A 23,914-nucleotide genomic window follows, 5' to 3' on the forward strand; every position below is an offset into this window, starting at 1 on the left:
ATTGGTGGCCAAGCAGCGCCACGTCGGGGCTGGTAAAGAGTAGATATATCATATTTTGAAACGTATCCTGAAAATCGCGCTGGGCGTTGTGGCCATTCTGGTCACGGCTGTTGGCTGTCAACTTGTTCGAAATTCAGGCGATACGCCTTTGCCTGACACGTCGCAGGACACGCTGCGTGTCGCGACGTACAACGTTCACTACATCAACATGCGTAAAGAAACGGGCGCTTGGTCGCGTGGTGATTGGGAGCGTCGTAAAGGTCCGATGGACCTTGCGTTCAAGGAAATTGGTGCCGATGTGATCGCTTTTCAGGAAATGGAGAGCTTTGGTGGGCGAAACGTCGATGCTGGCAATCTGACGTTGGATTGGCTTCTGGCGAACAACTCTGATTACGCGGCAGCGGCTGTCGGCGAACGGGCTACGTTCCCGTCTACACAACCAATTTTGTACCGCAAAGATCGGCTCGAAATGCTGGATCAGGGTTGGTTCTTTTTCTCCGAAACGCCTGACGTAATTTACTCGCCGACGTTCAACGGGTCGTTTCCCGCCTTTGCATCATGGGCGGTTTTTCGTGATCAGCAAAGCGATGACGTGTTCCGTGTCGTGAATATCCACACGGACTACGCGAGCCGGACCAATCGGCTGCGGTCTGTCGAATTGGTAGCAGAACGCATAACGCCTTGGGCCGATGCGGGTGAGGCGTTGTTCATCGTCGGTGATCTGAACGCGCGATTTGGCGACCAGACGGTAGAAATTCTTCAAAACGCTGGTGTTAACTTTGCTCCTGTCACGGGGACGACTTATCACCTGAACCACGGGATAAATCTGTTCAGCGCGATTGATCATATCGGGGTGATGGGGAGCCCGACAGTTGTGGGCGATCCGATCGTCCTGCGACGTCAGTTTGATGGTGAATGGCCGACGGATCATTATCCGGTGATCGTGGATTTTGATCTGCAATAACGTGCCGCATCACGGCGGATTTGCATCCTGCTGAAAACAAGGCCACCATTCTGAATGTACGCCACGCCTCAGATTTGGATTTGATATGACCGCATTCAACGCCTCTCCACGCGAGTTCCTTAGTGATCTTTTCAAAGAGGCGGTCGCGGTTGCGGACCCGATGCGGGTGGTTGCCGCACATTTGCCGGGACGTCCCAAAGGGCGGCTAATGATCATCGGGGCTGGCAAGGCCAGCGCACGGATGGCCGAGGCCGCAGAGGCGCATTACGGCCCTAGCGAAGGGCTGGTCATCACGCGCTACGGATATGAACGCCCCACCCAAGGCATTGAAATCGCACAGGCGTCGCATCCGGTGCCAGATGTGGCTGGCGAGGTAGCGACCAAACGACTGCTTGATTTGGTCTCGGGTCTGGGCGCGGATGACATGGTTGTTGCGCTGATTTCTGGCGGCGGCTCTGCCTTGCTTTGCGCACCAGTTGAGGGCGTGTCGCTGGACGATAAAATGGCGGTGAACCGTGCGCTATTGGCGTCGGGCGCGCCGATCGCTGAAATGAATGTCGTCCGTAAACATCTTAGCCGCGTGAAGGGCGGGCAGCTTGCCGCTGCCTGTTATCCGGCGCGGTTGCTGACGCTTTTGATTTCCGATGTGCCGGGCGACAATCCGGCCGATATCGCGTCCGGTCCGACTGTTGGCGAAAGCAGCACTCCGCAAGATGCTATCGACATTCTTGAGCGACGGAGAATCGCGCTGCCAGATCATCTGCGCCGTGCGATTTGCGACGCTTCGTCGGTTGTACCGCCGAGCGATGCGCGCTTAAGCCACGCCGAGACACGGATCATCGCGGCACCGTCTCATTCTCTTGCTGCGGCGACGCAGATCGCGAAAGCTGCAGCTGTTGACGTGCGTGATCTTGGCGATGCACTGGAAGGTGAGGCGCGTGATCTGGGCGCAGAACAAGCGCGGCAGGCAATGTCGTTGCAAGCGGCTATGACACCGACCGACAAACCTATTTTGTTGCTATCAGGTGGTGAGTGCACGGTTACGCGGCGCGGCGATGGTGTCGGTGGGCCGAACGCGGAATACGTGCTGGCGGCGGCGATTGCGTTGAACGGGCAATCGGGCATTCACGTCCTTGCTTGCGATACGGACGGCGTGGATGGTGCCGCCGAAGTGGCCGGAGCATACGCGGGGCCAGACGTTTTGAGCGACGCGGTGAGCAACGGAATTGACGCGAATGCAGCATTGGCGATCAACGACGCTCACAGCTTTTTCGACGCCGTGGGCGGTCAGATTGTGACGGGACCGACGCTGACCAATGTGAATGATTTTCGGGCGATCTTGATTTTGCCAGCGTCCGCCTAGCCAAGTCTCTATCGCAAATCATCCTACTCCAGCGGCAAATCTTCGCCTGAATTATCGCAATCTTACCGATCTTGATCTTTTGTTTAATTAAGTTTGAACATACTGTAGTGCGCAAGAACGCCATACAGGCGCATACGTTGGGGTGATTGCACATGACGCAAAGCATTGAAGAAACACGCAGTGAATTCATCGAAAAGATCGGGGTCATGGCGCAGACGGACGGCTTGCCTCGTATCGCAGGGCGGATGCTGGGTTTGTTCGTGTGGGACGTCGAAGCGATTGCTTTTGGTGATTTGGCCGAACAATTGCAGGTGAGCCGTGGCAGCATCAGTACGGCCACGCGGATTTTGGAAGAACGGCGTCTTATCAAAAGGGTAGCAAAGCCGGGCGATCGGCAAGACTATTTTCAACTCGCCGAGAACCCATATGCGAAAATGCTAGACTATTACGCCGAGACGCTCGGGCATACGCAGGCAGAAATCACCGACACAATTGAAAAAATTCCTGCTGATGAAGCGGTCATTCGGGCGCGAGTGACGGCCTATGCTGATTTCTACAAATCAATGGCCGCGGCGCTTACCAAGATCTCCAAGGACCTTGATCGCACTTAGTTACCTTTCAGTGCTGGGAACGCGATTTCAGCAAGCGACGGCGCGGTGCGCGTCGGGTTGTTTGCAAATGACGAATTCCGCAAGCCGCGCAGCAACGAAATTGCGGACGGCGATGACGCGGCGGTGATGTGGTGGGTTTCCCCCGTGTCATCGAAATCCGACAGATCAATGACGTTCACACCCAAAGCTTGCAGGCGGCCAATTTCTGTCGTGCTGCCCAATCGGTCTGTGTCCCCGCTGAGCAGGCTCGACAATTGCAACGCACGATCCGCCGTGGAAATCATCACGGTGAAAGGGTCTGGCAGCACGCCGATGCGTGTGACTTGGCGCTCAAACAGGTCCATGTCGATGTCGGGCGCGATCAATACAACGCTGGAAAACGCGGGAAATCCTGCGTGATCGTGCTTAATCGCCATTTGCCGTAGTGTTTCCATCAACAACAGGCACCCCATAGAGTGGGCGAAAATACTGATCTTGCGGGTGTTGTTTTGTGACAAGGCCGTCAGCAGGTTTTCGAGCCCATCGCGCGAAATCAAGACGCTGTCGCGGTCAGACAAGTATCCGAAAGAACTACCCGCCGAAGGCCAAGCATAACTGATCTGCGGTCCCTCAAGGTCATAGTCATGGGCGATTTGGGCGTGCCGATAGATGCCTTCAGCCATGGTGTTGTTGTAGCCATGTATAAAGACCTGCACGTCTGCGCCTGTGTTCTCAGTGTCATTGATTGCGGCGATCAGGCTTGCTTGAGTATCGTAACGCTGGGTCTGCGTGATGCCAAAGGTGGCAGCATTGTCGTTGTCGTCTGGATCGGGGTATTCGACTTGTCCGACGACATGACTGGCCGGAACACGCACGTCGAAGCGTCCGAATGACGTGGTTAGGCGGCCACCGTCAATAGGGCGGAAATCGGGGTCGACCATCCGATCTGTCACTACAAAGATCGGGCGGATGGTATCGTTCGGGGCAGGCACCACAGGCGTTAGCGTGCCCCGAGCGGCGCAGGCGGATACCATAGATGCCGAGGATAGCAGGACAAACCGACGTCTGTTCAAAAGGGAGGAAGATGTCATGTGTAAGCCCTGTGCGTGAAGCCCATTGGTAGGATCAATTGCAAAACTGCGCAACTCGATGGTGCCGCGATATGAGACGAACGCCGCCCCGAACGCCAAAGGCTTATAAGTGTGTTAAGAAAGTATTCTGGAAATGCGATTAACCGCATAGGCCGCTGATTGAACCGACATATAACGTGCCGCCCTTTCCTTTGCGAAAGTGTGACACATATAACGGTGAGCGTTTGTCACGTATACGTTATGTTTAGTCGCGACAAAACAAACTTGACGCAACGCCTGTGACAAACTAGATGCCGTCAAGATCAGAAAACAGAACTACAGATGGTCGTGCTCACCGCAGAGTTTCGCGCCGCTTGCCTCAGAGGACAAAAGCACATGACCAAAGACGTAATCGCGATCAAGCCGCCAGTGTCGGATGACGCCGCGCCGTCTGAAAACGTGCAGACCGGCAAATTGGTCAACCCAGCGCCGACAGATGCCGAAAAGGCCCAAACGTTAACGTTCACCAATGACAAGGGTGCGTCGCGCTCGACGTGGGTTGCAGCAGTTTTGGTGATCGGCATTGTCGGCTGGATGGGCAGCGGTTTCATCATTCCATCCGACACCGAAGATGAAGTGGTCACCCGCGAGGACCCGAAACCGCTGGCCGTCGGTGTCAGCGCATCGGCGTCTGAAACGGTGACGCAGTTCTACGAGGCCGAAGGTCAGGCGCTGCCAGATCGCGACACGATGATGCGGGCCGAGACGACTGGCGACATCTCGGAAGTCGTTGTGAAAAAAGGCCAAAATGTCGAAGCGGGCGATGTAATTGCGCGGTTCGATCCAACCGGAAATAACGCGGAGATCGCGCGCGCGAACGAAGAATTGGCACGCACCTTGCGCGATTTTGAGAACGCCAAGCAATTGCGTGAACGTGGGGTCGGGACTGCAGATCGTGTGTCGGAAACCCAAGCCGCTTATGTGACCGCCCAAGCCCAAGTCACCAGCGTCGAAGAAGCCGCAAAGTCGCTTGTGATTACCGCACCTTTCGCGGGCCGGATCGAAACGCTTAACCTTGATGCAGGCGAATTTGTCTCGGCTGGCACCGAAGTTGGCCGTTTGGTCGACATCACGCCGCTGACCGTCGCCATTCAGGTGCCGCAACAATCCCTCACGCTATTGTCCGTAGGCCAACCCGCGACTGTGAACTTCATCACGGGCGAAGAACGTGAAGGCATCGTCACCTTTGTTGGCAGCTCTGCCGCCGCTGAGACGCGCACGTTCCTGACCGAGGTTGAAGTGGAAAACGCAGATGGTGCAATCCCTGCGGGTATCTCGGCTGAGGTCGTGATCCCGACGGGTGAAATCACGGCGCATTTCTTGTCACCGTCGATTGTCTCGCTGAACACCGCAGGTGATCTCGGCGTCAAAACGGTGAACGCAGACAACGTCGTCGAATTCTACCCAATTCAAGTTGTCAAAGCGCAGATCGATGGCATCTGGGTCACGGGGCTGCCCGAAGCGGTCGATGTGATCACTGTCGGTCAAGGCTTTGTAAATGAAGGCGAAACCGTTGCACCTGCGACTGAGGTCACAGAATAATGGACAGCATAATCTCAGCCGCATTTTCGCGGTCTCGCGTCGTTATCATGACCTTGTTCATGGTGTTGATCGTCGGCGCTTATGCCTATGTTGCGATCCCGAAAGAAGCCAACCCAGAAATTCCGCTGCCATTCTTCTACATCTCGACCGGCCTCGACGGGATCAGCCCATCGGACGCCGAGCGCTTGCTTCTTGAGCCCATGGAAACCGAATTTGCGTCGATTGCGGGCCTCGACAGCATCAAGTCAGACGCAAGCGAAGGGTTCGCGAGCATCCAGCTTGAATTCGCCCCAGGCGGTGACAACCAAGAGGCGTTAGACAAGGTCCGCGTTGCCGCAGACCGTGCGCAAAGTGAACTGCCGGACGACGCATACGAGATCACAATTACAGAGATTAACACGGCCCTGTTCCCGATCATCACGGCGATCCTGTCGGGTCCAGTGCCTGAGCGGACATTGAATGAATTGGCCGAAGATCTGCAAGAAGGTGTCGAGGGACTGAGTGGCGTTCTAGAGGTCGATATTGGCGGGCAACGGTTTGAATTCCTTGAGGTTCTGATCGATCCGACGGTGTTTCAGACCTACAACCTTTCCTTTGACGAATTGATCGGTCAAATCCAACGTAACAACCGCCTGATTGCGGCGGGTGCGATTGAAACCGGTTCTGGTCGGATCGTTCTTAAAGTCCCCGGATTGATTGAAGATCTTGATGACGTGATGGCGATGCCGGTCAAAGTTCGCGGCGATGCCGTCGTGACATTTGGCGACGTTGCGACCATCCGGCGTGTGTTCGAGGACCCGACGTCTTTTGCGCGGATCAACGGGCAGCCGGCCTTGGCGCTTGAGATCACAAAACGGTCTGGTGCGAACATCATCGACACCGTGGCCGAGGTGAAGGCCATGGTCGAAGAACTGCGCGTCGATTGGCCCGAAAGCGTCGAAATGACCTATCTGCAAGATCAGAGTAAACAGGTCGAAGACATGCTGAGCGATCTTGAGGCGAACGTCATCGCTGCGGTCATTCTCGTGATGATCGTGATTGTATTCGCGCTGGGCACACGATCTGCGATCCTTGTCGGCCTGTCGATTCCTGGTGCATTTCTGGCGGGTGTGATCGCGCTATGGGTAATGGGGTATTCGATGAATATCATCGTGCTCTTTGCTCTGATCCTCGTAGTCGGCATGTTGGTGGACGGTGCGATTGTGACCACCGAATTGGCGGACCGAAAACTGCAAGAAGGCCTGCCACCCAAAGAAGCTTACGCTTTCGCGGCCAAGCGGATGGCGTGGCCAATTGTTGCCTCGACTGCGACGACCTTGAGCGTGTTTTTCCCACTACTGTTCTGGAGCGGGATGGTCGGTGAATTTATGAAATTCCTGCCCATCACTGTGATCCTGACGCTATCGGCTTCGCTGTTTATGGCGCTGATTTTCATTCCAGTCATGGGCGGGATCATCGGCAAATGCCCACCACAAACGGCGAAAGCCAAAGCTGCACTGCACGCTGCCGAAATTGGCGATCCACGTGATATGGGCGGCTTTACGGGGGCTTACGTGCGTTTGCTCGAATGGGCTGTGCTGCGGCCTGCGGCGACATTGCTGTTCGCGATCGCGCTGCTACTGGGTGGCTTTAGCCTGTATGGTCAATTCGGCAAAGGGGTGACTTTTTTCCCAGCCGTCGAGCCTGACTTTATGCAGGTTCAGGTCCGCGCGCGTGATAACTTTTCGATCTTCGAGCGTGATGCAATGGTTCGCGCTGTCGAAGATCGCATTCTCGGTTACGACGAAATTGCCAGCATTTACGCCCGTTCAATGATGAGCGCGGGGCAGGGCGACGAAGAAACCATCGGGACGCTGCAGCTGGAACTGATCGATTGGGATAAACGCCGGACTGCTGCCGAAATTGGCGTCGATATCCGGCAAAGCGTCTCGGATATTTCGGGCATCGACGTGCAGGTGCAGACCGAAAGCGGCGGCCCGACGTCGGGCAAGCCGGTCAACCTGCAAATCACAGCACGTAATCCTGATGTTCAGGCCGAGGCGGTACAGCAAATTCGCGATATTATGGACGGTCAGGGCGGCTATACTGATGTCACCGATACGCGTCCGGTGCCGGGTGTCGAGGTTTCGATCCTCGTCAATCGTGCCGAAGCTGCGCGGTATGGTGCTGACGTCAGTTTGCTGGGACAAGCCGTGCAATTGCTGACCCAAGGGATCACCGTTGCGGATTACCGTCCTGATGACATTGACGGTTCTCTCGACATCCGTGTTCGGTTCCCGCGCGAAGAACGGTCCTTGGCCGAGCTTAGCGGTCTGCGGGTGCCGACGACGGCAGGGTTGGTTCCGATCTCGAACTTCGTGACTTTCGCCCCGTCAGAACGTACGGGCATCATCCGCCGGATTGATGAAAAACGCGTTAACACGATTGAGGCAAACGTCGCACCGGGCGTATTGGTAAACGATCAAGTGATTGCGCTGACCGAAGCGTTGAACAACGCGGATTTACCCGACGGCGTCGAGTTCAGCTTTGCGGGCGAAGCCGAAGACCAGCAAGAAAGCATGATCTTTTTGGTGGGTGCATTCCTATCGGCGATCTTCTTGATGTTTGTGATCCTTGTGCTGCAATTCAACAGCTTTTTCCAAGCCTTCGTGGTGATGAGCGCAATCGTCTTTTCAATCGCGGGTGTGCTCTTGGGGCTGATCGTTACGGGCCGCCCATTTGGTGTGGTTATGGGCGGGATCGGTGTGATCGCCTTGGCGGGTATCGTTGTAAACAACAACATCGTGCTGATCGATACCTACAATGATCTCAAACGGTTAGGTCAATCGCCATTGGAAGCAGCATTGCGGACAGGCGCACAACGCTTGCGGCCTGTGGTCCTGACGTCTGTCACAACGGCGCTGGGATTGATGCCAATGGTGATCGGGTTGAACTTGAACTTTTTCACCCGTGAAATCGTCTACGGTGCGCCGTCAACGCAGTGGTGGACCGAACTATCGTCGGCCATCGCAGGCGGTTTGGTGATTGCGACGATCCTGACGTTGGTCGTGACACCCGCGATGCTGATGCTCGGTGAACGCAAATCAAAGCGGGCTGAACCGACGATGCAACCCGCAGAGTAAGTGTGAATGAACGGTTTGCCCATCGACCATTTGGTGGATGGGCAAACCTGTTTTTTGTTTACACGAACCGCAAATCAATCGTCCAAAACTGATGCTTGTTCGCGCGAGGTGCAATTGGATTGTAGCTCATCGGGGTATGCTGTCCGGGGACGAACCGCACGCGTCTGCGCCCTTCGGCCTCTAGGTCGTTAACGGGTCGCGTTTCATGCGAACGCCCGCCGACATGAGATACGAAATACGTCAGACCGCCAACAGAACGACCAACGGTTTTATCATATATATCAAAGACAAGCGGCGCATGAGACGGGATTGTCGGGTGCAATGAAGACCATGGTTGCCAGCTGCGGAAACGCACACCCGCGCCCTTCAAGTTCGGGCCATAATCGCGCAACGGGACTTCGACTTGGTTGCAGGTCAGGACGTAGCGATCTGACCATTCGCCTTCGATTGTCGCTTCGACACGTTCGAGCGAGCTGTCGACGTAGCGGGATGTCCCGCCGCCGCTGTTTTCTTCGCCCAGCACTAACCATGGTTCGATCGCGTTGCGCAGGCGTAAGGTCATGCCTTCGACCTGCACCGATCCGACTTCCGGGAACCGGAATTCGAACTGTGCGTCGTACCAATCGGGACGGAACGGGAAGCCGTGGGCTGATGATAGGTCTGACAAGACCTCTTTAAAGTCGGTCCAAACGTGGTGCGGCAACAGATGTTTGTCGTGTAGTTCGCTTTCCCACGGGATCAGTGGCTCGGTATAGGGCTTGTCCCAGAACCATGCGAGCAACGACCGGATTACGAGCGCTTGCGCCATCGACATTTGCCAATGCGGAGGCATTTCAAAGCCGCGGAATTCGACGAGACCTAGCCTGCCAGTTGCGCTATCCGGTGAGAACATCTTGTCGATGCAAATCTCGGCGCGATGTGTGTTTCCGGTCAGATCGGTCAACAGATGCCGCAGAATGCGATCAGCGAGCCAAGGTGCCGATTGGCCGGTTTCCTGCATGCGTGCGAGTTCGCGCAGCGCGATTTCCATCTCGTAAACGTTGCCAGAGCGACCTTCGTCAAAGCGCGGAGCTTGCGACGTTGGTCCAATAAACGTGCCGGAAAACAGATATGACAACGACGGATGCCGCTGCCAATAGCGGATGACAGAGGCGGCCAAATCGGGGCGCCGCAGGAACGGGCTATCGGCAGGCGTTTCACCGCCAACGACGATGTGGTTCCCGCCACCAGAGCCAGTTAACCGCCCGTCTACCATAAAAGTAAAGCTATCGAGGCCGGATTGCCGTGCCTCTTCGTATAGCGCTTCGGTGATTTGGCGCAGGGCGTTCCAATCGGCGGCGGGGTGGATGTTAATTTCAATCACGCCAGGATCAGGGGTGACGCGGATCACGTTCAAGGACGGATCGCGCGGCGGTTCGTACCCTTCTACGCGGATCGCAAGGTCCATATCGCGCGCGGCCTCTTCGGCGGCTTCGATCAGGTCGAGATACTCGTCGGCTGATCCAGTTGGCGGCATGAAGACGTGCAAAATGCCGTCGCGGGCTTCGACTGTCAGGGCGGTGCGGATCGGCATGCCTTCTTCCCAGAAGGTAGCACCACCATCGACCCAATCGTCTGAATTGATGTCGCTGCGCAGATACTGATCGGAATTGTAGTCTTGCGCAGGGCCCGACGCGCCGTCGCCGTTTTGCAAGACGTGTTTTGGCGGAGCAGGCGGGCGGTGCCGCGTCATCGGATCGCGGGTAAACGGTTTTTCAATCCGCATACGTTTGCCCCGTTTATCCTTGTCGCCCTTACGTAGCGTCGCGAGCGGCAGACGCAGACCAGCAGGGCTATCACCCGGCGTCAGGAACAGTTTGCCTCGGCGCGTTGTCCAGCGCTCGGACGCCCATTTGAAGCGGCGTTGACCCGTTGCTTTGGCCTGCGCGAGCTGAAGTGGGATTGCGTAGCTCGACGCTACTTTCAGCCCGTTATTCATCATGCGAATAAGGCGCGCACGTTCCTGCGGATCGTCGAGTTCGCTGTCTTCGGGGGTGACATCTTCGGGCAGTAGCGCCTCTGTCCCCATAAAGTGCATGGGGTCCTCGTAGACATCGTGAACGTAATCTTCGCCAAGGCCTAGATTGTCCGACAGTTTCGTCGCAAATGTGGCGGCGTCTTTGGCGTCCGCTTTGCCTGTGCCCTCTTTGGCGATCAGATCGACGTCGGACCACAACGGAAGGCCGTCGCCACGCCAGATGATCGAATAGGCCCACCGCGGCAAAGGCTCGCCCGGATACCACTTGCCTTGGCCGTGATGTAGGATGCCGTGGGGCGCAAAGCGTTCGTGTAAGCGGCGCAGCAGGTCGTCTGCATAGGCACGTTTCGTCGGACCAACGGCGTCGGTGGTCCATTCGGCACCGTCGCGATCATCGGCGGAGATGAACGTCGGCTCACCGCCCATTGTCAGGCGCATGTCTTGTTTTTTGAGTTTATTCTCAATGGACTGACCCGCGCGGTCAATCTCGGCCCATTGTTCGGGCGACAGGGGCCGTGTGACGCGGGGCGGTTCTGCGATCCGTGTGACCGACATCTCAAAGCCGAATGTGACTTCGGCGCGGTCATGTGCGCCAGAAATCGCAGCAGCAGAGCTGGGTTCTGGGGTTGCGGCCAGTGGGATGTGCCCTTCGCCCGCGAACAAGCCAGACGTGGGGTCCATGCCGACCCAACCCGCGCCGGGCAGGTAGACCTCGGTCCATGCGTGCAGGTCGGTGAAGTCTTCGGTTGGGCCTTCGGGGCCTGTGATGGGTTTTTGGTCTGCCGTCAGCTGAATAAGATAGCCGGATACGAACCGCGCCGCGTAGCCTAATTGACGGAACAGGGCGACCATCAGCCATGCGCTATCGCGGCATGATCCCAACGCTTTACGAATGGTTTCGGTCGGTTTTTGGACGCCCGGTTCCATGCGAATTGTGTAATCAATGGCGTCAGCGACATATTGATTTAATGCTACGAGCCAATCGTTTGTCGTACCGTTTTGAGCGGGGGCATTGGCGACGAAATCGTCGAACAAATCGCCACGCGCGACTTTTTTCAGATAGGGACGCAGATCCTTCAATAATGCTTTGTCGTAGCTGAAAGGGACGTTTTCGGCGGACGCATCCAAAAAGAAATCGAATGGGTTAATCGCGACCAAATCCACCACCAAATCGACAGTGACGGATAGCTCGCGTGCAGGCTCAGGAAACACGAGCCGTGCTTGCCAATTTGAATAGGCGTCTTGCTGCCAATTCAGATAATGGTTTTTGGGTTCAACCTTGAGGCTATAACTCTGAATTGTTGAGCGTGCGTGCGGGGCTGGCCTAAGTCGGACAATGTGCGGCGCTAGCGTCACTGATCTATCGTATGAGTACGTTGTCTTGTGCGAAAGTGCCACTTTTATCGACATTGGTGTGTTTTTTCCCTAAAGTTTCATCAACTCGTAGTTGTTGGTTTTAACATGGGTTGACGATGAGCATATTGTTAACAGATCATCATTTAGTGCGTCCGCACAAGAAGAATACCGCCAAGAGACAGGATTATGAATGTATAACGAGATGTTTCGCCAATCTGATTTGCGCAAAGAGTATTCTGTCATCGACGCTTGGCTTCGAAAGCATGGTCCTGAGGCACTTTTAGAACGACAGGCTGAAGCAGAGGCGCTTTTTCGCAAGATCGGGATCACTTTTGCTGTTTATTCTGAAGGGGATGACACAGATCGCTTGATCCCGTTTGATATGGTGCCGCGCGTGTTTAACAACGCGGAATGGTCCATCGTGGAGACGGGATCAGTCCAGCGGGCCAAGGCATTGAATTGTTTTATCGCTGACATTTATGGCGACCGAAAAATTATTAACGAAGGCATCGTGCCTGCTGAAATTCTTGAAAATAATCCGGCATATCTGAAAGAAATGAACGGGTATCGTCCGCCAAATGATATTTGGTCACACATTATCGGCGTCGATATCGTACGGACTGACGAAGACACGTTTTTTGTGCTCGAAGATAACTGTCGCACCCCGTCAGGCATTTCATATGTACTGCAAAACCGCGAAGTGATGACGCGGATTTTCCCTGAATTGTTCGAAGGTGGTTTGGTCCGTCCTGTTGATGGATACGGCGAGCATCTCGCCACAGCGATGCAAGAATCTGCACCGGTCAATTGCAAAGGCGAGCCGACGCTTGCCTTGTTGACGCCAGGTCAGTTCAACTCTGCTTACTACGAGCATTACTTTTTGGCGGATTTGATGGGGATCGAATTGGTCGAAGGGTCCGATTTGTTTGTGGCCGATGACAAAGTGTTCATGCGGACCACAAAAGGGCCGAAGCAAATCGACGTTTTGTATCGCCGGATTGATGACGAATTCCTCGACCCCGAAGTGTTCCAAAAAGACAGCGTTTTGGGCGTCGCAGGGCTTATGCGGGCGATGAAGGCTGGCAATGTGACCGTTATTAACGCACCCGGCACAGGGATTGCGGACGACAAGTCGATCTATACCTATGTGCCTGATATGATACGATTTTACCTCGATGAAGAACCAATCATTCCCAACGTGCCGACCTATTGTTGTGAACGCGAAGAAGACTACGCTTACGTGCGGGCGAACCTCGCTGATCTTGTGGTAAAAGAGGTCCACGGATCGGGCGGTTATGGCATGCTTGTCGGTCCGACATCGACACAACAAGAGATCGATGACTTCGCGCTAAAGCTCGCGGCTAACCCTCGAAATTACATCGCGCAGCCGACGCTTGCCTTGTCCACGTCGCCAATTTTGACCACGGACGGCATGTCGCCAAGGCACGTTGACCTGCGTCCCTATGTGATTTCCGGCAAAACCACGTCGTTGATCCCGAGCGGGTTGTCGCGTGTTGCCTTGCGAGAGGGGTCGCTGATCGTGAACTCTAGCCAAGGTGGCGGCGTCAAAGATACGTGGGTTCTAACCGAGGGGAATTCCAATGCTTAGTCGTACCGCTGAAGGCCTGTTTTGGATGTCACGCTATGTTGAGCGGATGGATTTCATGGCGCGTTTGCTGGACGCAGGGCGCCGTTTGGATTCACTGCCGCGCCGAGATGGCATTCCGTTGAATGAATGGACGTCTATTGTAGTGGCGTCAGGGTCGTCTGACACGTTTCCGAGTGATCCCAAATCAGCCGATGCGTTGTCGGTTTGCGAACATTTGATCCGCGACACGTCCAATCCGTCGTCGATCGTGTCATGTATCGATGCGGCTCGGTTTAACGCCAAAGCTGTGCGTACATCGCTGACGGCAGAAGTGTGGGAAGCGATCAACCAGACGCAAGCCGAGTTGAAGCAAGACCTCGCGAATGGCTTGGACCGCAAGCATCTGACCCAGTTTCTGGACAAAGTACGCAGCCGCACGATCTTGATTGGCGGGGCAATCACCGAAACCATGTTGCGCAATGATCGTCACGGGTTTGTGCAGCTTGGCAAATGGTTCGAACGTGCTGATTCCACCGCGCGTCTGTTGGACGTCAAGTACCATATCCTACTGCCGCGTGTATCCGATGTCGGTGGTGGTCTGGACTACCTACAATGGCTGCAAATCCTGCGTGCTGCGAATTCTGCGGGGGCATTCCGCCAGATCTACGGACGTAATCTGGATGCCGAAGGTGTCGTGGACCTGCTTGTGCTGAATAGTGACAGCCCACGGTCACTGCGCACTGCACTATCACATGTTTACGGTGAAATCCTGACGCTGGCCTCGGACCACGATCACCGACACAGGGACTTGGTGCACCGTTTGCGAGCGAACTATACACAGTTGATGGACCTTTCGGTTCCCGACATTTTCGCGGAAGGCCTGCACGAATGGCTGACCAAGTTTATCGTTGAATTGAATGGCACCGCGATCGAGACGGCCAATGTCTTTGGCTTTGGTGCCAAAGAAGTGTCCGAAAGTTTGTAAAATATTTAACATTTTGCCGTATCCAGCCCTTCGGTAACTTGCGGGGAATGGCTGCTTGCCTCATAGATCAGCGCTTAGTGCACCTTTTGGATGGATCGACAGATGACGTATTGTGTGGCAATCAAACTGGACGAAGGTTTGGTTTTTTTATCTGACACGCGCACGAACGCGGGTATGGATAATATTGCCAAGTTCAAAAAGATGTTCTCGTGGGAAATTCCCGGTGACCGCTGCATCACGATGATGACGGCTGGCAACCTTGCGATTACTCAGGCGGTGATTTCGCTGTTGCAGGAAAATATTGATCGTCCCGACAATGGGCTTGAAACCATTTTGTCTGCGCCATCAATGTTCCGGATTGTCGAACTGGTCGGCGATGCGATGCAAGTTGTTCAAAACCGCTATGGCCCAGGTCTGTCGCAATCCGGCGAAAGTACTGCAAGCTCAATTTTGGTTGGTGGACAGCGTAGTGGCGGCGAGCATCGCTTGTTCCACGTCTACTCGGCAGGCAATTTCATCGAGGCGACGACTGAAACACCCTATTTCCAGATCGGTGAACATAAGTATGGCAAGCCGATTCTGGACCGGATTATAGCGCCTGATACGCCGTTAAACGTCTGCGTCACTGCGGCGCTTCTGTCGATGGATTCGACGCTGCGCTCTAATCTTTCGGTGGGGATGCCGTTGGATTTGACGGTGCTGGAAACAGACAAGTTGGTGTTTTCGCAAAATCGTCGCATCGAAGAATTCGATCCGGATTTTCAGCGGTTGTCGCAGGAATGGTCCGGTGCATTACGTAAAGCATTCGACGAGATGATTCATCTGACAGTTTAGACACTCTAAACGCCGCATATCTGTGCGGTCTATTTGCTTGCCAATCCTAGCTGACACTGTGATCAATTCATGGACCGTAAGGTTCATTGATCAGGTTTCGAGCTGGGAAAAGTAGATGCAGATTATCGTGGCAGGTGCTGGAATCGTTGGCGTATCTTGCGCGATTTGGCTGCAACGTGCTGGGCACGATGTAACAATCGTGGATCGGGCTGGACCTGCAAGCGGGACGAGCCACGGCAATGCCGGTGTTCTGGCCGCTGCCGCGATTGTGCCGGTGACAACGCCGGGGCTGATCTGGAAAGCGCCGGGAATGCTCTTGAACAAAGACGCGCCGTTGTTTCTGAAATGGTCATATTTGCCCAAACTGATCCCATTTTTGGCGAAATACCTGACATACACCACTGATAAGCACGTTGATTACTATTCTTTGGCGATGGCGACATTGCTTCAGGATTCTGCGGATCAACACATCGCTTTGGCAAAGGGCACGCCTGCTAAGGCATTTATCGGGACCGAAGACTACTGCTTTGGCTACGCGACAAAGGCGGATTTCGAGGCGGACAGCTATGGCTGGTCGAAACGCAAAAACGCTGGTTACGTTTACGATGTTGTCGATGCCAAAACCTATGCGGCATATGATCCAACCTATGGGGATGCTTTTGAGGTCGTCGTGCGCTGCAAGCATCATGGCCGCATCTCTGATCCGGGAAAATATGTCCAAGCGCTTGCCGATCATTTCGTTGACCAAGGCGGCAAACTGCAAATTCAGGAAATCACCGATATCGATGTGACGGATGGCGCAATCACGGCACTGAAAACCAAAGACGGTGATCTAACGGCGGACCGCATCGTCTTTGCATTAGGTCCTTGGTCAAAAAAGATCGCGCATAAACTCGGCGTCAAAGTCCCGTTAGAAAGCGAACGTGGCTATCATATCGAATTTACAAACCCGTCGCAGATGCCAAAATCCCCGATGATGGTCGCGAGCGGTAAGTTCGTGATTACACCGATGGACGGACGCTTGCGGGCGGCGGGCGTTGTCGAATTTGGCGGTTTGGAAAAAGGCCCGAGCCGTGCGCCTTTCGATCTGTTGAAACGGCAGGTGAACAAAGTGCTGCCTGATCTGGAATACGACGATATCGTCGAATGGATGGGGCATCGCCCTGCGCCTGCGGACAGTTTGCCATTGATCGGTGCGAATGATGCAGGCGGAAAAAGCTACAGTGCGTTTGGCCATCAACACGTTGGCCTGACGGGTGGTCCGAAAACAGGGCGCATCATCGCGGACCTGGTCAGCGGGACAAAGCCAAACATTGATCTGGCCCCCTTTGATCCACGAAAATACGCGGTGCGTTAGGGCTTATTCTATTGGCAAGTTCTTAAGCGCATCGGCGTTGACGCGGCGATAATTCACGAAAGCATTCGCGCTGAGCACGACAAAGAAACTATCCATATCAACCAAGACATAGCCTTCTTCCAAGAGACAGCGTGTGAGTGCAGTAATATCGTCAGGATACAGCCGACGTGTTCCTAATAGCTCGCGTATTTGCTTGCTTGCGACACGGTAGCGTCCTGTATTTTTGCCACCAAATGACATTGTATAAAGTGCGGCTAGCTGGCGGGCTGTCTGTACGTATTTATCCATGCGTCCACTCTAATGTGTACATTAATTTTGTCTATAGACAAAAATATTTTACCTATATAAGAAATTCTTGAAGTTACGATGGAGTGCTGCGAGGGTGGTAACGATATGATTGGCTTGGACATGAATTTGGAATTGAAGCCTAAAAAGCAAAAGGCGGACCTGCTGGTCGTTGGTTGGATGGAGCATTTGGATCTGCCTGATCTCGACATCTTGCAGCTCAAGGCGAAAATCGACACTGGCGCACGAACGTCTGCGTTGCACGCGACAAACATCGAAGTCTTTGATCGTAATGGTGTTGAATGGGTGCGGTTTCAGACGCAAATCGCTGACGATGCACCTGTCCATTGGGCTGAATGTCCAATCTACGACCGTCGCCAGATCAAGAACACAAGCGGCATTCCGGACGAACGGATTGTGATCCGCACGCGGTTGAAATTGACGGAACGGTCGTGGCTGATTTCAGTCTCACTTGCTGATCGGACCAACATGACGTTCCCGATGATCATCGGGCGTACCGCTTTGAAAAAACATAATATTGCGGTGCATACACGTCGCTCAAACTTGACCAGAGATTTAGGTCATTCAAGCCGGAAGGCAGAAAGGGTTTTCGAATGAAAATTGCTATGATGGCGCGAAACGCCCAACTTTATTCTCATAAACGTCTTAAGGAAGCCGCTGAAGAACGCGGGCATGAATTCCACATCATCAACACGCTGCGATGCTACATGAACATCGCATCCCGTCGTCCGGAAATGTATTATAACGGCGAAAAACTCGAAGGTTTTGACGCGGTGATCCCTCGGATTGGCACATCGATTACGTTCTATGGTCTCGCCGTTTTGCGTCAGTTTGAAATGATGGGCGTTTATCCCGTCAACGAAAGCGTCGCGATTGGACGTAGCCGTGACAAATTGCGCTCCATGCAATTGTTGGCGCGGGACGGCATTGGCCTACCTGTGACGACCTTTGCGCACGATCCCAAGCAAACCGACGAAGTGTTGGAATTGGCGGGCGGTGCACCTGTTGTGATTAAATTGCTCGAAGGTACGCAGGGCATCGGGGTTGTTTTGGCGGACACAAAACGGTCCGCGACCTCTGTGGTCGAGGCATTCCGTGGCGCTGGCGTGAACATCTTGCTGCAAGAATTCATCAAAGAAGCAGGCGGCACAGACATTCGTGCCATCGTCGTTGGCGGCAAAGTGATCGCTGCGATGAAGCGCACCGGGGCAGAGGGCGATTTCCGCTCGAACTTGCACCGTGGTGGCTCGGCTCAGTTGATCAAACTGTCACCGGAAGAACGGTCAACCGCTGTGCGCGCTGCTAAATCCATGGGCTTGAACGTCTGTGGCGTAGATATGCTGCGTGCAAACCACGGCCCAGTCGTCATGGAAGTGAACTCTTCTCCAGGCTTGGAGGGCGTGGAAAAAGCGACCGGTCTCGATGTTGCAGGTAAAATTATCGAATACATCGAAAAGAACGCCGTACCGGGCAAAACAAAGACCAAGGGCAAAGGTTAATGCCGCGCCGCGCACCGTTCGAAATTGGTGGCTTTAGCGTCCCGGCTGGTAATCGGGAAACGCTAGGCTTGCCTGTCAGTGTTCTGTCGGATCACACTCCGGTTAGCATGTCCGTGCACGTCGTGCATGGTAAGCAGGAAGGGCCAACCGTTTTTGTCAGCGCAGGGATACATGGGGACGAAGTGATCGGCGTCGAAATCGTTCGTCGTCTGCTGCGTGCCCCAAACCTTGCAACGATGCGCGGCACACTTATCGTGGTTCCGGTTGTGAATGCCTTTGGTTTGATAAACCATTCCAGATACTTACCTGATCGGCGCGACCTAAATCGGATGTTTCCGGGTAGTCCGAGCGGATCGCTTGCGTCGCGTTTGGCTAATATTTTTCTAACCGAAGTCGTCGCAAAATCTGATCTCGGGATTGATCTGCACTCTGCCGCCATACACCGCACGAACTTGCCACAGGTGCGGATTTCGCCCGACAATCAGTATACTGCCCAGCTCGCAGACATTTTTGGGGCACCTGTCGTGTTACAATCGCCGCTGCGGGACGGATCGTTGCGCGGCGCTGCAAAAGAGCTTGGTAAAGATGTGCTGCTCTTTGAAGCTGGCGAAGGTCTACGCTTTGACGAGACGTCAATCCGCGCGGGCGTGATGGGGATTTTGCGCGTGCTGCGGCACCTTGGCATGGTGAATAGCAAAGGGATCGCAAAGCCGAAAGCAACGCCGCAATATTGTAGTTCTAGCAAATGGTTACGTGCGCCTGTTGGCGGCCTGCTACGGACGTTTCGCGCCGACGGCGATGTTGTGGCAACTGGCGACGTGATGGGCGCTGTGTCTGATCCGTTCGGCGAAGTTGAAGAAGAAATCATCGCCCCGTTTAACGGCATTATTATCGGTCGTGCCGTGTTGCCGATTGTGAACGAAGGCGACGCAGTGTTCCATCTGGCCCGCGTCAAATCAATGTCAAAGGCCGAAGGCGTGATGGAAGAATTGAACGACCACCTCTCGGATGATCCGCTTTTTGACGAAGACGAAATCATTTAACTGCCGGTCTCAACCCATCGTGTTGAAGTCCGCCGCAGTTCTGCCATACCCGTCCTGAAATTTACTCCTTTGACGTATTTGGACGGATCAGCGCATGACAAAAGTTGCAATCATCACCGGCGGCCTTTCTGGCATGGGTCTCGCCATTGCGAAACGTCTTCATCAAGAGGGGACTGTGGTCTGTATCGGTGCGCGACGCGGCGCTGATCCGCAGGCTATTGCCAAGCTGCATGCTGATGTTGGCGCACCGATTTACGTGGCTGCCTTGGATGTACGTGATAGCGAAAACGTCGCGGGTTTTGTGCAAAATGTCATCACCGCGCACGGTCGGGTTGATATCCTGGTGAACACCGCTGGCGTTTACGAAGAAGAAGCCGTGATTGGCCATTCGGACAAGCTGTGGGATGATACAATCGACACCAATCTGACCGGCACGTTCAAGATGATCCGCGCCGTGTTGCCGAGCATGACAGCGCAGAAATGGGGACGGATTGTCAATCTAGCCTCCGTCGCGGCTCATAACGGCATGATCAATAATGCAGCCTATTGCGCGTCAAAAGCGGGTCTCTTGGGTCTTGGCCGCTGTGTCAGTCTCGAAGGTGCGGCGCATGGCGTGACCTGCACCAGCATTAGCCCGACGTGGGTCGAGACCGAAATGCTCAAGCAGTTTGTCGATCAGGAGATCGCTGACACAGGTGCTAGTCGCGCCGAGGTTCAGGCAAAATACGAAGCGTCAAATCCGCAAGGTGCGTTGGTCCAACCTGCTGAAATCGCTGATCTTGTGGCGTTTTTGGTCAGCGATGCTGGCCGCGCGATCACGATGGAAGACATTCAGGTCAACGCAAGTTCGATGTGGTAGTGTAGGTCTCAGTGACCAAACCGGTGGGCCAACAGGGCCGCCGGATCGCTTATGTCTTCAAACGACAAGTCCGATATTTCGCCCCAAGCCGCTGCCGCAGCTGCATGGCCAAAACGTGAATCAGCAAGCAGAACGCGCATGTCGGCGGCAATCAAACCACGTTCTGTGGGCGACAATGGCGCTTGATCCAGCCAGTCTTGGACAGTCAGCACATTCAACGTGTTTTGGGGCAGATCGGCGGCAGTGATCCAGCGATCCGGCGCAAGATTGAAATAGCGGGTACCGGCCTCTGCGGGGACGTCGGCAAGGAACTGCGCGGCGCACCTCACATCAATCATCCGAAATGTTAGGTCTTCAGGGATCGCACCCATCTTGGCGCAGGCCGACATGATCGTTTCATAGATGTCGTTCGGGTTCGGTGCCTCGATTTGATAGAGCGACGGCAACCGCACAATCGCAGATGCGACACCGGAGGTGGCGATCATGTGTTCCGCCGCAATTTTCGCCGCGCCGTACCCGCCGCAATTGTCGTACAGAGTTGTCGCGTCTTCGGGGTAGGGACCGCCCGTGTCGGGGAAAACGGCAGACGTGGACGAGAACCGCAAGTCCGCGTCGGCATCCCGACAGAACTGTAAAATGTTGGATATACCGACCTTGGACCAATCGACCATTGTGGTCGGGTCCACGGCCAAGTTTACCATCGCGGCGCAGTGGATCACGCTGCGGGTCGCGGCACAAAATGCCTTGTATTGTGCGTTATTCAGGCCAAATCGGGAGTCTTCTAATGCCGCGGGCACCAAGATGATGCGCTGTGGATCGACGCCATGCGCATTCGCGATTTCGCTGATCCGATCCCATGCGTCACGCCGTTTCGCGCGGACTAGGCAGTAGATCACGTGATCGTCTGGCAAGTTTTTCGCAACAGCTGCCAGCACGTGCTGGCCTAGAAATCCGGTTGCACCTGTAATCAAAACACCGGGACGGTCAAAGTCGCCGTCGACTTGCGACACAGTGAAAGTTTCGGTCAAAATGTTGTGCAACCGGTCCAGTGGCACGTTTAAGGCAAAATCAAAATCAACACGGCGATTGTAGGCATCCTCTAACGCCAGAACCAAATTCACGGCCATCAGGGAATCCCCGCCGTGGTCGTGGAACGAAAGGCTTGGATCGATCATGGTGACTGGGTAGCCGAGCACCTTGGCGCTTTCGGTTACGGATGGGCGCATGTCTGCGTCGGACGGTGCGTCGTCCACGATTGCGGAAACTTTCGGCAGGGATTTAAAGTCGCATTTGCCAGATACCGCGTTGATCGGAATTTCGTCCAACGCGATGAAATAGCTGGGAATACAATAGGCGGGTAGTTCCGCACGCAAGGCTTTAGCCAATGCCGCAGGTACGCGGTTCTCGCCGTGATGTAGCCCCCAGCGCGACAGGTTTGCGGCGGTCTGATCGGCGTTGGCGCAATAGTAGAACACAAGCGCATTGCCTTGGCCTGCGACGTCTTGAATCCACGGTACGGCCTGCAAAAAACCCATGTGACCGTTCATTGATTCCGTCAACTCGCGGGTCTGGATACTATGCCCGCGCAGCTTGAGCATATGGGCGATGCGGCCCATCACATGGATCATCCCGTCGGGTGTGACGTAGCCTTGATCGCCTGTATCATAGAGCCGCGTGTCCTGTCCGTTCAGCGTGATTTCACGAAACCGCAGCGCAGTTTCTTCGGCTCGATTAACGTAGCCGGGCCCCAACATGCGCGGCCCTTCAAAATGCAACAAGCCGGGCTCGCCGACTTCGCATTCGATGTCTTGATCGTTCAATACAACGGCCCGCAGGTGCGGCATTGCGATCCCAACGGCACCCGTATTTCGGCCGGATGCAGCGGACACATCTGTCATCGCAATGTCGTGAGTTTCACAGATGCTATAAAGATTCCACAGCACCGCGTTTGGTAATTTTTCGCGGGCGGCCGCGATCAGCGCGTCGCTGACAACTTCACCGTTCAAAATGATGCGTTTCAGCGGTACGTCTTTGGTCATCGCAACAGTTGAGGCTTGCAGCGTCTTCTCCAACGCGGACGGCGTGAACAACATCTCGGTGACATCGTAGTCGATCAGAAACGCCGCCAAATCGCTTGGGTTTAAAAGTTGCTGAAAGCTTGGGAAACAGATACGCGCGCCATTGCGCAAAGGCCGGAACATTTCCCAGATCGCAAAGATATAAGAGCCGATGGTCTGGCTGCTATCGTAAGGCGTGTAGGCGTCGCGCCATTCGTAGGACAGAAACGCTGCTTCTTGGGTGACGGGAATGCACTTTGGTTTGCCCGTCGTGCCAGAGGTCGCGACGATATAGATCGCATCGTTAGCGGCGACATTTGCGGCCTCAATCGGGGCCGACGGTGCATCGTCAGGGCTGGCGATCACATCCAGTACATCCACGATGGTCTTGTTTTGGGGCAACTGGCCGTCTTTTGCGGGTTGGCACTGGAAAATCACGTCGATATCGAGTTCGGCCAAGATGTTAGTTAGCACATCGGTTGGCATTGCAGGATCCAGATGCACAAACGGGCGGCCCAAGACCAAACAAGCGGTCGTCGCGGTGGCAAACACCGTCGACGGCTTTCCAAAAATCGCGACCGATTCTGTCGTTGGCAAGTGTTGCTCTAACCGTTCAATGCAGCATCCAACTTGCCCATATGTCAGTGCAATATCCGCATCGATAAACGCGGTGTGCGCCGTAAATTCACGCAACGCTTGCGCGAGTTGCTTGGGAACAGAGGCAGTGTCAGTTGCGAAGTGGGTCAAGGCGAATAGTACTCCGAATGCGTCGGTTAGCGATACATTAACGACATATAGGTGCTACGCCTTCCATCACCAATACCACTGGAAATGGCAATGCAAAAACGACCCAACCCGTCGCGGTGATCTGATCGCCGTCAGACGGTCCATTCGCGTCAGGATGTCTTAGGAAAGGTTTCCAAGGTTTTCAAAATCGGACAATCGGGGCGATGATCTCCGGCGCAATCGTGCACCAACTGGGACAGGGTGCTATGGATCGCTTGCAGGTCCGTGATCTTGTTTTCGATTTGGGACAGGTGGTCCTTTGCGATGGCGCGCACGTCAGCACTGGCACGCGTTTGATCATCCCAAAGCGCCAGTAAATTCCGGCAATCTTCAATCGTAAAGCCAAGTGCCCGAGATCGCGCGAGAAACACCAGTTTGTGGATGTCGCGATCGCGGAAACTGCGGTAGCCATTGGCGTCACGCAAAGGTTTGATCAATCCAATGTCTTCATAATAGCGGATGGTTTTGGGCGGCAGATTTGACTGCTTTGATGCGTCACCGATGTTCATGTCGTCT

At 54.7% G+C, this 23,914-nt stretch carries 18 protein-coding genes; 13 read left to right on the forward strand and 5 right to left on the reverse strand.

The genetic code is table 11. The features are described from left to right. The first annotated feature begins 55 nt into the window (after window positions 1–55). The 3 genes from FHS72_RS02065 (at window position 56) to FHS72_RS02075 (ending at window position 2,938) form a co-directional block, all read left to right on the forward strand. The gene (locus FHS72_RS02065) at window positions 56–964 is read left to right on the forward strand and encodes an endonuclease/exonuclease/phosphatase family protein (protein WP_221235308.1); all 909 of its coding nucleotides are present in this window, start codon (window positions 56–58) and stop codon (window positions 962–964) included. Between the two features lie 85 nt (window positions 965–1,049). Beyond that, the gene (locus tag FHS72_RS02070) at window positions 1,050–2,327 is read left to right on the forward strand and encodes a glycerate kinase type-2 family protein (protein ID WP_183524791.1); all 1,278 of its coding nucleotides are present in this window, start codon (window positions 1,050–1,052) and stop codon (window positions 2,325–2,327) included. Between the two features lie 152 nt (window positions 2,328–2,479). Continuing rightward, complete coding sequence (locus FHS72_RS02075) at window positions 2,480–2,938, forward strand: GbsR/MarR family transcriptional regulator (RefSeq protein ID WP_183524794.1); 459 nt, start codon at window positions 2,480–2,482, stop codon at window positions 2,936–2,938. Here FHS72_RS02075 and FHS72_RS02080 read toward each other — a convergent pair. Next, window positions 2,935–4,008 carry an alpha/beta hydrolase gene (locus FHS72_RS02080; RefSeq protein ID WP_183524797.1) on the reverse strand — a complete coding sequence of 358 codons (1,074 nt, stop codon included), beginning with the start codon at window positions 4,006–4,008 and terminating at the stop codon, window positions 2,935–2,937. The two genes, FHS72_RS02075 and FHS72_RS02080, sit on opposite strands and share 4 nt — an antisense overlap. A 375-nt stretch (window positions 4,009–4,383) precedes the next feature. On the opposite strand from FHS72_RS02080, the gene FHS72_RS02085 reads away from it, so the two are divergent. Beyond that, window positions 4,384–5,589: an efflux RND transporter periplasmic adaptor subunit gene (locus FHS72_RS02085; RefSeq protein WP_183524800.1), complete on the forward strand. Its 1,206-nt coding sequence runs from the start codon at window positions 4,384–4,386 to the stop codon at window positions 5,587–5,589. Beyond that, window positions 5,589–8,711 (forward strand): efflux RND transporter permease subunit, encoded by a 3,123-nt coding sequence (locus tag FHS72_RS02090; RefSeq protein ID WP_183524803.1) that lies wholly within the window; start codon window positions 5,589–5,591, stop codon window positions 8,709–8,711. Before FHS72_RS02085 ends, FHS72_RS02090 begins: the two co-directional genes overlap by 1 nt. Window positions 8,712–8,769: 58 nt before the next feature. Here the strand turns inward: FHS72_RS02090 and FHS72_RS02095 are convergent, their stop codons facing one another. Next, window positions 8,770–12,138: a transglutaminase family protein gene (locus tag FHS72_RS02095; protein WP_183524806.1), complete on the reverse strand. Its 3,369-nt coding sequence runs from the start codon at window positions 12,136–12,138 to the stop codon at window positions 8,770–8,772. Window positions 12,139–12,274: 136 nt separating this feature from the next. Here FHS72_RS02095 and FHS72_RS02100 point away from each other — a divergent pair, with 136 nt between their 5' ends. From FHS72_RS02100 to FHS72_RS02115, 4 genes are all read left to right on the forward strand, one after another. Next, window positions 12,275–13,693 carry a circularly permuted type 2 ATP-grasp protein gene (locus FHS72_RS02100; RefSeq protein WP_183524809.1) on the forward strand — a complete coding sequence of 473 codons (1,419 nt, stop codon included), beginning with the start codon at window positions 12,275–12,277 and terminating at the stop codon, window positions 13,691–13,693. After that, window positions 13,686–14,657: an alpha-E domain-containing protein gene (locus FHS72_RS02105; RefSeq protein ID WP_183524812.1), complete on the forward strand. Its 972-nt coding sequence runs from the start codon at window positions 13,686–13,688 to the stop codon at window positions 14,655–14,657. The genes FHS72_RS02100 and FHS72_RS02105 overlap by 8 nt, the downstream gene beginning before the upstream one ends. Before the next feature lie 102 nt (window positions 14,658–14,759). Continuing rightward, window positions 14,760–15,491 (forward strand): proteasome-type protease, encoded by a 732-nt coding sequence (locus FHS72_RS02110; RefSeq protein WP_183524815.1) that lies wholly within the window; start codon window positions 14,760–14,762, stop codon window positions 15,489–15,491. 115 nt (window positions 15,492–15,606) lie between these two features. Continuing rightward, a complete protein-coding gene (locus FHS72_RS02115) occupies window positions 15,607–16,848 on the forward strand; it encodes an NAD(P)/FAD-dependent oxidoreductase (RefSeq protein ID WP_183524818.1) in 1,242 nt (413 codons plus the stop codon). A gap of 3 nt (window positions 16,849–16,851) precedes the next feature. Here the strand turns inward: FHS72_RS02115 and FHS72_RS02120 are convergent, their stop codons facing one another. Further along, entirely contained in the window at window positions 16,852–17,136 is a 285-nt protein-coding gene (locus tag FHS72_RS02120) for a hypothetical protein (RefSeq protein ID WP_183524820.1), read from the reverse strand. 105 nt (window positions 17,137–17,241) lie between these two features. On the opposite strand from FHS72_RS02120, the gene FHS72_RS02125 reads away from it, so the two are divergent. From FHS72_RS02125 to FHS72_RS02140, 4 genes are all read left to right on the forward strand, one after another. Further along, the gene (locus FHS72_RS02125) at window positions 17,242–17,751 is read left to right on the forward strand and encodes an ATP-dependent zinc protease family protein (RefSeq protein ID WP_183524824.1); all 510 of its coding nucleotides are present in this window, start codon (window positions 17,242–17,244) and stop codon (window positions 17,749–17,751) included. After that, entirely contained in the window at window positions 17,748–18,653 is a 906-nt protein-coding gene (gene rimK / locus FHS72_RS02130) for a 30S ribosomal protein S6--L-glutamate ligase (RefSeq protein WP_183524827.1), read from the forward strand. The genes FHS72_RS02125 and rimK overlap by 4 nt, the downstream gene beginning before the upstream one ends. Continuing rightward, window positions 18,653–19,696: a succinylglutamate desuccinylase/aspartoacylase family protein gene (locus FHS72_RS02135; protein ID WP_183524831.1), complete on the forward strand. Its 1,044-nt coding sequence runs from the start codon at window positions 18,653–18,655 to the stop codon at window positions 19,694–19,696. The genes rimK and FHS72_RS02135 overlap by 1 nt, the downstream gene beginning before the upstream one ends. A 94-nt stretch (window positions 19,697–19,790) precedes the next feature. Next, entirely contained in the window at window positions 19,791–20,555 is a 765-nt protein-coding gene (locus tag FHS72_RS02140) for an SDR family NAD(P)-dependent oxidoreductase (protein ID WP_183524834.1), read from the forward strand. Between the two features lie 8 nt (window positions 20,556–20,563). Here the strand turns inward: FHS72_RS02140 and FHS72_RS02145 are convergent, their stop codons facing one another. Together FHS72_RS02145 and cueR are read right to left on the reverse strand one after the other, a co-directional pair. After that, entirely contained in the window at window positions 20,564–23,359 is a 2,796-nt protein-coding gene (locus FHS72_RS02145; protein ID WP_183524837.1) for an AMP-binding protein, read from the reverse strand. Window positions 23,360–23,508: 149 nt separating this feature from the next. Next, the gene (gene cueR / locus FHS72_RS02150; protein ID WP_183524839.1) at window positions 23,509–23,907 is read right to left on the reverse strand and encodes a Cu(I)-responsive transcriptional regulator; all 399 of its coding nucleotides are present in this window, start codon (window positions 23,905–23,907) and stop codon (window positions 23,509–23,511) included. Between the last annotated feature and the right edge of the window lie 7 nt (window positions 23,908–23,914).

The organism is Yoonia ponticola, assembly GCF_014199395.1.
GTDB classification, from domain to species: Bacteria; Pseudomonadota; Alphaproteobacteria; order Rhodobacterales; family Rhodobacteraceae; genus Yoonia; species Yoonia ponticola.

Coding starts and splice junctions, on each gene's coding strand:
- FHS72_RS02070 (WP_183524791.1), top strand. CDS start 1,050: ATGACCGCATTCAACGCCTCTCCACGCGAGTTCCTTAGTGATCTTTTC.
- FHS72_RS02075 (WP_183524794.1), top strand. CDS start 2,480: ATGACGCAAAGCATTGAAGAAACACGCAGTGAATTCATCGAAAAGATC.
- FHS72_RS02080 (WP_183524797.1), bottom strand. CDS start 4,008: ATGACATCTTCCTCCCTTTTGAACAGACGTCGGTTTGTCCTGCTATCC.
- FHS72_RS02085 (WP_183524800.1), top strand. CDS start 4,384: ATGACCAAAGACGTAATCGCGATCAAGCCGCCAGTGTCGGATGACGCC.
- FHS72_RS02090 (WP_183524803.1), top strand. CDS start 5,589: ATGGACAGCATAATCTCAGCCGCATTTTCGCGGTCTCGCGTCGTTATC.
- FHS72_RS02095 (WP_183524806.1), bottom strand. CDS start 12,138: ATGTCGATAAAAGTGGCACTTTCGCACAAGACAACGTACTCATACGAT.
- FHS72_RS02100 (WP_183524809.1), top strand. CDS start 12,275: ATGTATAACGAGATGTTTCGCCAATCTGATTTGCGCAAAGAGTATTCT.
- FHS72_RS02105 (WP_183524812.1), top strand. CDS start 13,686: ATGCTTAGTCGTACCGCTGAAGGCCTGTTTTGGATGTCACGCTATGTT.
- FHS72_RS02110 (WP_183524815.1), top strand. CDS start 14,760: ATGACGTATTGTGTGGCAATCAAACTGGACGAAGGTTTGGTTTTTTTA.
- FHS72_RS02115 (WP_183524818.1), top strand. CDS start 15,607: ATGCAGATTATCGTGGCAGGTGCTGGAATCGTTGGCGTATCTTGCGCG.
- FHS72_RS02120 (WP_183524820.1), bottom strand. CDS start 17,136: ATGGATAAATACGTACAGACAGCCCGCCAGCTAGCCGCACTTTATACA.
- FHS72_RS02125 (WP_183524824.1), top strand. CDS start 17,242: ATGATTGGCTTGGACATGAATTTGGAATTGAAGCCTAAAAAGCAAAAG.
- rimK (WP_183524827.1), top strand. CDS start 17,748: ATGAAAATTGCTATGATGGCGCGAAACGCCCAACTTTATTCTCATAAA.
- FHS72_RS02135 (WP_183524831.1), top strand. CDS start 18,653: ATGCCGCGCCGCGCACCGTTCGAAATTGGTGGCTTTAGCGTCCCGGCT.
- FHS72_RS02140 (WP_183524834.1), top strand. CDS start 19,791: ATGACAAAAGTTGCAATCATCACCGGCGGCCTTTCTGGCATGGGTCTC.
- cueR (WP_183524839.1), bottom strand. CDS start 23,907: ATGAACATCGGTGACGCATCAAAGCAGTCAAATCTGCCGCCCAAAACC.